Origin of the sequence: Campylobacter concisus, from assembly GCF_002913745.1 — a bacterium.
GTDB classification, from domain to species: Bacteria; Campylobacterota; Campylobacteria; order Campylobacterales; family Campylobacteraceae; genus Campylobacter_A; species Campylobacter_A concisus_R.
This window is the reverse complement of sequence record NZ_PPCG01000009.1, coordinates 1-8,780: the sequence shown is the minus strand read 5'-3', so window position 1 is coordinate 8,780 and position 8,780 is coordinate 1. Positions and strand designations below refer to the sequence as shown.

Annotated in this window: 9 protein-coding genes and 2 tRNA genes; 5 read left to right on the top strand and 6 right to left on the bottom strand. The window is 37.0% G+C overall.

Annotation, left to right across the window (positions count from 1 at the left end; all coding sequences use genetic code 11):
• On the bottom strand, positions 1-331 hold a 331-nt coding region (gene yaaA, locus CYO90_RS00755), incomplete at its 3' end, for a peroxide stress protein YaaA (protein ID WP_141090528.1).
• 141 nt (positions 332-472) lie between these two features.
• Here yaaA and CYO90_RS00750 point away from each other — a divergent pair.
• The 5 genes from CYO90_RS00750 (at position 473) to CYO90_RS00730 (ending at position 6,611) form a co-directional block, all read left to right on the top strand.
• Positions 473-2,788, top strand: a complete 2,316-nt coding sequence (locus tag CYO90_RS00750; protein WP_103578079.1) for a flagellin — start codon at positions 473-475, stop codon at positions 2,786-2,788.
• A 131-nt stretch (positions 2,789-2,919) separates the two neighbouring features.
• Positions 2,920-5,037, top strand: a complete 2,118-nt coding sequence (locus CYO90_RS00745) for an FtsK/SpoIIIE family DNA translocase (RefSeq protein ID WP_103578078.1) — start codon at positions 2,920-2,922, stop codon at positions 5,035-5,037.
• Positions 5,038-5,189: 152 nt separating this feature from the next.
• Complete coding sequence (locus CYO90_RS00740; RefSeq protein WP_009293932.1) at positions 5,190-5,435, top strand: hypothetical protein; 246 nt, start codon at positions 5,190-5,192, stop codon at positions 5,433-5,435.
• Positions 5,436-5,702: 267 nt separating this feature from the next.
• Positions 5,703-6,068, top strand: coding sequence for a hypothetical protein (locus CYO90_RS00735; RefSeq protein ID WP_141090527.1), 366 nt, complete (start codon positions 5,703-5,705; stop codon positions 6,066-6,068).
• Between the two features lie 288 nt (positions 6,069-6,356).
• Positions 6,357-6,611 carry a site-specific integrase gene (locus tag CYO90_RS00730; protein ID WP_258030610.1) on the top strand — a complete coding sequence of 85 codons (255 nt, stop codon included), beginning with the start codon at positions 6,357-6,359 and terminating at the stop codon, positions 6,609-6,611.
• A gap of 28 nt (positions 6,612-6,639) precedes the next feature.
• On the opposite strand, the gene CYO90_RS00725 is transcribed toward CYO90_RS00730, so the two are convergent.
• From CYO90_RS00725 to rpmB, 5 genes are all read right to left on the bottom strand, one after another.
• A tRNA-Met gene (locus tag CYO90_RS00725) sits at positions 6,640-6,714 on the bottom strand.
• A 27-nt stretch (positions 6,715-6,741) separates the two neighbouring features.
• A tRNA-Gln gene (locus CYO90_RS00720) sits at positions 6,742-6,816 on the bottom strand.
• Between the two features lie 134 nt (positions 6,817-6,950).
• Positions 6,951-7,112, bottom strand: coding sequence for a DUF465 domain-containing protein (locus CYO90_RS00715; RefSeq protein WP_258030609.1), 162 nt, complete (start codon positions 7,110-7,112; stop codon positions 6,951-6,953).
• Between the two features lie 163 nt (positions 7,113-7,275).
• Positions 7,276-8,406, bottom strand: coding sequence for a potassium channel family protein (locus tag CYO90_RS00710; RefSeq protein ID WP_103578076.1), 1,131 nt, complete (start codon positions 8,404-8,406; stop codon positions 7,276-7,278).
• Positions 8,407-8,428: 22 nt separating this feature from the next.
• Complete coding sequence (rpmB, locus tag CYO90_RS00705; RefSeq protein WP_002942221.1) at positions 8,429-8,620, bottom strand: 50S ribosomal protein L28; 192 nt, start codon at positions 8,618-8,620, stop codon at positions 8,429-8,431.
• Positions 8,621-8,780 lie beyond the last annotated feature (160 nt).

Here is an 8,780-nt window from a genome sequence, read left to right as displayed (position 1 = left end):
CATTATTATCTATATATTTTTGAGCATCATCGCTTAGCCCGCGGTAGTTTAGGTGCTTGTAGGCAACGCCGTCATATCTTAAGATAGCTTTTATACTGCCTTTTTGAAAAAGGCTTTCTCGCAGCTGCTTGCTATCTTCAAGCTCTTTTAGTCCAAAAAGTTTTTTTATCTGGTCTAAATTTGCGCTTTTTAAAAACTCATCATATTTATTTAAAATTTCAGCCCTTTTGCTAAAAAGCTTGGGAAATATCAAATTTTTACCATCAAATTTATCATTTGTATTTAGAGAAATTTTACTTTCGCTTGGTGAGAAGAGGATTTTTAACGCCATTTTGTTTCCTATTTTATATATGTAAATTTTGGCAGATTATACAATAAAACTTTTTTGCACTAAAAAAAATCAAATTTTCACCGATATATCACAAAGCGGAATTATTCTTGCTTAGAGTGAATAAAAATTTAGGGAAAAATTATGAGAATTACAAATCAACTACGTTTTAGTCAGACTTTGCACGACTATCAAAAAAATATGGTTGGCGTAAATAAAAGCTACCAGCAGCTCTCAAACGGACTTAAAATACAAGATCCATACGACGGTGCTGCGGTTTATAACGATGCTATGAGGCTTGATTATGAGGCGACCACTCTCACTCAAGTGGCTGATGCTACTGGTAAGTCAGTAAATTTTGCAAAAAACACAGACAATGCACTGAAAGAATTTGAAAAACAGCTTGAAAATTTTAAAACTAAAGTCGTTCAAGCAGCTAGCGACGTGCATAGCACAACCTCTCTTGAAGCTTTGGCAAACGACCTTCAAGGCATCAAAAACCACCTTGTAAATATCGCAAATACCTCTATAAATGGGCAGTTTTTATTCTCAGGTAGCGCCGTAGATACCAAGCCGATAGATGGCTCAGGCAAATATCAAGGCAACCGCGACTATATGAAAACTTCAGCTGGCGCGCAGGTAGAGCTTCCTTACAATATCCCGGGATTTGATCTATTTTTAGGAAAAGATGGCGACTACAACAAAATTTTAACAACAAACGTGATGCTAGCCGATCAAACTAGAACCGACATCTCCTATGCGCCAAAATATCTTAATGAAAATAGCAAGATAAAAAATATGATCGGTTTAAACTACGCTAGCGACTCAGTTGTTGGCAGTGACGGCTCTTATAAAGGCACGATCGAGCCAGATTTCGACTTTTTGGATACTTCAAATGTAAATTTCCCTGACACATACTTTTTCATGCAGGGTAAAAAGCCAGACGGCACGACATTTACAAGTAAATTTAAGATGAGTGCCGATACGTCAATGGCTGGTTTGATGGAGAAGATCGGCATGGAATTTGGCAACACAAAGACGACAAAAGTTGTTGATGTGAGCATAAATAACGACGGACAATTTAATATAAAAGACCTCACAAAAGGCAATCAAACGATAGACTTTCACATGGTTGCAGCTACTTCTGTGGCAGCAAATCGTGGTGCGATAGCTCCAAATAATAGACTTGATACGATAAATTCGCTACAAAGCCTTGAAAATATGGCAAATGCTGTGCCAAAAACGGTTCATATAACTGAATTTACAAAGAGCAAATATCTTGATAAAGATGGAAATTTAACAAACGCATTTGACTACGACAAGGTTAGATTTGAGCGAAAGGACAATGAACTAATCGCAAATTTACCTCAAGTAGCTAGAAGAACGGGCGAGTTTGCAACCGATCAGACAAAGCTAAGCGAGGTTTCTGGTACAAAAGAGAGTTACAATAGAAATTTATACCCAAAAGATGTTGATGCAAGAAAGAGAGAGCTTTACAATATAGATAATCAAGAGATAGGTCTTCAAGTAAAATCAATCACTGGCACAATGTATGACATCAAAGTAAAAATGGGTGAAGCAGGTGGAGTAAATACCCCAGTGCAGTTTCAAATAACATCAACAACTGCTGCTGGTGTGGTATCTCCAACTAGAAATTTGACCGTCTATAACTCAGATGAATTTGGCAGTTACAGAACCTATGCAAGTGACTTTACATATCGTCAGCTAATGGATATCGTAGCAATGGCTGCAAGCGATAATATCCCAAATCCTCCACACGCAGAGAATGCAAACTTTGATACAGATATCGAAAAGGTAAGAAGAGATCAAAACTACAACGCCTATAAAGACGCTTTATCAAAGACTAAAGGCGCAGTAGAGGTAAATTTAGACGATAAGGGCAGGATGGTGCTAACTGACAAGACAAAATCTGTCACAAATATAGAGCTTACTATGTATGATGCGAAAAATGGAGATATATTTGACGGAGATAGCACTAGCATAAACACCGCTGGCGCTGCAAGTCACCCTCAAGGCAAGGGCTCAGTATTTAGCTTTAATGAAAACAATGCTTTAACTATCGATGAGCCAAGCACAAGCGTCTTTCAAGACCTTGATGATATGATATTTGCCGTTAGAAATGGCTACTACAGAGCAGACGCTAACAATCATGACCCACGAAATACAGGCATGCAAGGCGCTTTAAAAAGGCTAGATCACTTGGTAGATCATGCAAATAAAGAGCTTACAAAGATAGGCTCTCAAACAAAGCTTCTAACGGCGACAAATCAGCGTGCAGAGGTTATGAAAGTAAATGTACTAACTGTTAAAAATGACGTCATAGACGCAGACTATGCAGAGTCATACCTTAAATTTACGCAGCTTTCACTCTCATATCAAGCTACTCTTCAAGCAAGCGCTAAGATAAATCAACTAAGCTTGCTAAACTACCTAAACTAAAATGATAAATCAGCAGGCATAGCTTGCTGATTTTTTAAAAATTAAACTCAAGCATGCTATAATAAGCCTTTTTAATAAAAGGATCTAAAATTTTAAGACATATATTATTTACTATTTTTGTTTGTTTTTTTATATATTTTGGTATCGCTACGGCTGCTCCGACTGCTGACTTTGTAGGCTCGCTTGGACAAAGCCTTGGCGTTTTTAATATTAAATATTTTGGACTTATTGCCTATGTTTATCCATTTTTACTTATCGTTCTAGGCTATTTTGTATATAAAAATTTTAAGAAATTTGACTTTGATTTTGCCCAGTTTGTAGTTGGGATTTTTCTATTTTTTATCGCATTTTTGATGTTTCAAGCTCTCACAACATCTGGAGCAAATAGCGGCGTGATAGGTGGCTTTATAGTCTCAGCGTTAAAAGAGGTCATCGGCGCTATCGGCACTGCGGTTGCTATACTTATGATATTTATCATCTCACTTGGACTTGCTTTTAGAGAAAATTTTATCATCGTTTTAAGAAAGGCTTTTGTAGATAAAGAGCCAAATAGCTATGAAGAAAAAAGCAGAAGCATAAAAGAGGTAAGGGCAAGGCAGATACCAAAGATAGAGCGCAAAAAGTCAAAAGCCGACGAGATAAAAGAAGAAGAGCTTATAGACGCTCAGGTGCTAAATGATGATGAGCCAAATTTAGATAGTGAGCCAAAATTTGAACCAGAGCCAGAGATGGAGCCGGCACAAGAGAGCAGACCTGCAACTATAAGCGGGGTTGAAATTTTAAATGAAGTGGCTGAAAACAAAAAACTTCTTGATCAGATAGAGCGCGGCAAAGTCGAAAAGCCAAAAGACTTTGTCTTGCCGCCACTTAAATTTCTAAACGACCCTCCAAAGCGCTCGCACAATATAAATGAGGCCGAGATCGACCAGCAAATTTCAAATTTGCTCGATAAACTGCGTAAATTTAAGATAGATGGTGACGTTGTGCGAACCTACACTGGACCTATCGTCACGACATTTGAGTTTCGCCCAGCGCCGCACATCAAGGTGAGTAAAATCCTCACTTTGCAAGATGACTTAGCGATGGCGCTAAAGGCTCAAACTATCCGTATCCAAGCGCCGATCCCTGGCAAAGACGTCGTAGGTATCGAGGTACCAAATCAAAATTTAGAGACGATCTATCTAAAAGAAATTTTAGAGAGTGAGATATTTAAAAATGCTAGCAGCCCGCTAACTATGGCTCTTGGTAAGGATATCGTGGGCGCTCCTTTTGTGACCGACCTTAAAAAGCTCCCACATTTGCTAATCGCAGGTACAACTGGATCTGGCAAGAGTGTGGGCATAAACGCGATGCTTTTAAGTTTGCTTTATAGAAATAGCCCACAAACTTTGCGCCTAATGATGATAGATCCAAAGATGCTTGAATTTAGCATATATAACGACATCCCACATCTTTTGACACCTGTTATCACAGAGGCTAAAAAGGCGATCACAGCGCTTTCAAACATGGTCGCTGAGATGGAGCGAAGATACAAGATAATGAGCCAAACTCGCACAAAAAATATAGAAAGCTACAATGAAAAGATGAAGAGTGAGGGCGGCGAGCAGTTCCCATACATCGTCGTGATCATCGATGAGCTAGCCGATCTTATGATGACTAGCGGCAAGGACGTGGAGCTTTACATAGGCCGTCTAGCACAGATGGCAAGGGCTAGTGGCATACACTTAATAGTAGCGACGCAGCGCCCAAGTGTCGATGTAGTGACTGGCCTTATAAAGGCAAATTTACCAAGCAGGATAAGCTATAGAGTAGGGCAGAGGATCGATAGTAAGGTCATCCTTGATCAAATGGGAGCTGAGAGCTTGCTAGGGCGAGGAGATATGCTATTTACGCCTCCTGGAAGTCCTGGTGTGATCAGGCTTCATGCGCCATTTGCTAGCGAAAAAGAGATAGAAACGATTGTAAATTTCTTAAAAGAACAGCAAGATGTGATCTACGATGAGAAATTTCTAGCAGAAGAGGGCTCTAGCGCAGGCTCGGCTGCTGGTGCGCTAGGCGAAGATGAGCTTGATGAGCTTTATGAAGAGGCAAAAGAGATCATCTTAAGCGAGCAAAAAACATCGATCAGCTACCTACAAAGACGCTTAAAAATAGGCTACAACAAAGCTGCAAATATAATCGAGCAGATGGAAAAAATGGGCGTTTTAAGTCCTGTAAACGCAAAAGGACAAAGAGAAATTTTGGTTTAAATAAAGATAAAGGAATAAAAATGTTTAAATTTGGAGTTCTCATTTGTATTCCTTTTTTAATACTACATTTTATCTTTGCTCAAGATATTAATACGAGTAATGTAGAGATAAACTCGTCAAAATCAGCTTCTGTGCTAAAAACTCTAAAGTAGATGAGCATACCTTTTTCTGGCAATGAGTATGAGATAGAGAATTTATCTAAGCTAGATAATAAGATGCTAGCGGCAGTGAAAGTATCATTGCCAAAACAAACCGAGCTATATGATGCCATCAAGGGTGATCTAAATAAAGATGGCATAGAGGATGTAGTTGTGGTAATTCAAGAAACATTTAAGGAAAAATTTTTACCTTTTAGTGATGGTTGCGATGAGAGTACCAAGGACGATAAATGGTGTTAAATAGTAAATAAAAATCGTCGTGGTATCATGATCTTGCTCTAAAATGGCGACAAATATGAGGCTGTAGTAACTAAGATAGATATCTTTGAGAGCCCAAATGAAGATGGCGGAGCTTATTTTCCACCAGAGCTTGCAGTAGAGATAAAAAATAGTGAGCTAAAATTTTTCTATAGTTATGACAAGTACAGATACTGGGAATATGTTTTTGCGCTAGATGGAAAAGATTTCAAGCTTGTAAGATATTTTAGTAGTGATAATAACGGTCCTGTGCCAGAGTATATAGTGCTAATGGACTTTATAAATCATAGGCTAGAGAAAAGTGCAAATTTGCTATACCAGGGCAATGAAGAGTATAAGAGATACGAAGAGTGTATAGAAAAGTACAGATCTTTTGATGATGCGCAAGAAGAGGATGATTATGATGCAATATTTATTAGAAAAACTTACGAGCTAAAAACACAAGAAATTCTACTCTCAGAAGTTAAAAAGGTTGATTATATAGATGGTCGTTGGCTGGATGATTTGCAAAATTCAAAAGAGTTAGTAAAAATTTTGAAGATTGATTTTTGGTGTGATGAATATCTGGGCGATAATGCAGATGAACTTGCTAGATGTGTCGCGGATAAGATATAAAAAGCCTTGTGTTAATTTAAATTTATCTACCAAATTTGATGGTTAATGAAATTTTACAAATTAAAACTATCGTTAAAAATTTAAAAATAAATTTTAAAAATAGCTAAAAACATAATCAAAAATATTTAAACTCTTTATGAAACAAATTCGCATAACGTGCTAATTGATACATAAAAGTGTTATGTCATAACTACCAAAAAAGCAATGCTCTTGACGTTAACGAAATAAATTTGACACTTTAATTAACCTTATAATAACTGCAAAGACTTACCACTTGATAAGTGCCCTATAACCTACCTAAATCACGATACAGCAAATCGTATGTGGTGGGCTGTGAGAAACCATCTTGGATATTTAGGGACTAGCAACACTCACGGACTTTACGTATTACGCCATACAGTGGCTTCTAGGTTAGTGAGTTTGAAGGGATTTAATGCTCATAAACTGATGGCTTTTATGGGTCACACAGATATTAAAAGTAGCCTACATTACGTGCATCTAAATGTTGATGATATACGTGATGGTGTGGGAGTTGGTGTTTAGTTAAAAGGTGGTAAAAGTCCTTGGTATTTGGTTGCGGAGGACGGATTTGAACCGCCGACCTTCGGGTTATGAGCCCGACGAGCTACCACTGCTCTACTCCGCGACAAGAGTTATTTGGGATTTTTAAAAGTGGATGGGGTAAGAGGATTCGAACCTCTGAATGACTGGACCAAAACCAGTTGCCTTACCGCTTGGCGATACCCCAATGTTTTTAAGAGTTGTAATTATATAGACTTTAATGCCATTTGTCAAGGTTTTTTGTAAAAAAATTATTTTTATTAGAAATAATTTTTTCCAAACCAAGATTTAAAAGCAAAAAATGGTTTGGAAATGGTTTTCTTATTTTTGCTCTTTGTATTTTAAAACTTGAGCGTAAATTTCATCTTTTAGTTTTAATTTTTCTTTTTTCAAGGCATCAAGTTCAGAGGCTTGCGCTGCTTTGCTATCTATCTTTTCATTTAGCTCGTCATGCTTTTTTGCAAAGTGCGGCAAAATGAACATCTACTTTTTTCAACTCGTTTATGAGAGCAGTGTATTCGTGTAACATACGTAGCTCCTGTAAAAAATTTATAAATTCTAACAAGGCTTTGTAAATGTTTGGCTATCTAAATTTAGATCTATAAAAGCTTAGTGGTTAAGTCAAATTTATCACAAAATGCAAAAACTAAACGTATTTTAGTTCTTCTGGCTTGTGTTTGCTCTTTACTAGACGTTTTGTAAAGCGGATACCATCAACTGTGCCGATGACTAAAAGTTTTGTGCCTGTACCAATTAGAGTATCGCCATTTGGCATCGGGATAAAAACATTATTTATATCTCTAATGCCTACCACGTCTGCATTTGTGATATTTCTTAGGTGCGTCTCTTTTAGTCTTTTAAACCTTATCCAAGAGTAGTCAGGCACAAGAATTTCTTCTATATCGATAGGCGAACTTTTTGTATATAGAAATTGCTCGAGTAAATTTTCCATATCAGGTCTTACGCTCATGGCACTTAGACGCTGTGCGACTAGGCGAGATGGGCTGACTACGTTATCAGCACCAAGTTTTTTAAGCCTTTGTGTGTCATCTTCACTATCGGAGTTTGTGATGATATGGTAAGGTTTTTTGCGGCCTATCTCTTTTTCATAAAGTCTAACAGATGCGATAAGCGCGATATTGTCAGCTATATTTGGGCTAAGAGTGATTAGTCCTTTTGCGCTTGAAAGATGCGTTTTTAAAAAGGCGATTTGAGTGTGAGGCTGAGCTTTTATGAAGTATGGATATTTGTAAATTTGAGCTATTTCTGCGATATCTTCTCTGTCATCAACCACTACAAATGGTATGTGATTTTCACGAAACTGAGCGCTAAGCTCGATCGTATAGAGGTTGTGATAACAAATAACGAAGTGATTTTTTAGTCTTGCGATCTTGTAAAGCATGCGCCTTTCCTTTAAAATGCTAATTAATGTGCCTCTTTTTAGAACTTCTACAACGATACCGATTGATAGCGTAAAAATGATGAAGCCAACAAGGATAAATGTTATAGTAAAAATTCGCCCCTTTGGAGTTATGGGCGCAACTTCTGTAAAACCGACCGTCGTGAAGGTCATACCTGCTTGGTAAAAGGCATCTATGAGAGAGAAGTTATCTATAAAGATATAACCCAGTGTTCCAAAAAGTAACAGTAGTACGACTGAAATTAGTGGAAATCTAAAAGGTTTTAGTTGTTCGTAAAGCTCAGTATCTAGGCTTATTTCTGGTTTTGCGGAGTTTGACCAGTTGAGGAATTTTAAAAGTCTTGAGAGAAAAGACATAAATTCCTCTTCATTTTATCTCTTAGTTTGACTGCTTTTTCATAGTTCTTAGAGTAGAAGCAGCAACTTTTATTCTTCTTGTTGTGCCATCTTCTAGAGTAACACGGATAGTTCTAAGATTTGGTAAAAATCTTCTTTTAGTTTTATTGTTGGCGTGGCTCACGTTGTTGCCTACCATTGGTCCTTTGCCAGTTATCGCACATCTTTTTGACATTTTTTTTCCTTATAAACAAAAATTTCTGCTGATTTTATCTAAATAAAACAAAAGCGTTGCTTAAATCGTTTTTTTTTTTTTTGTTAAAGATTAAGTTGATTTTATTAATAATCTAGTTAAAATAATATTTTTTATTATAAAAAAATCAAAATATTTAAGT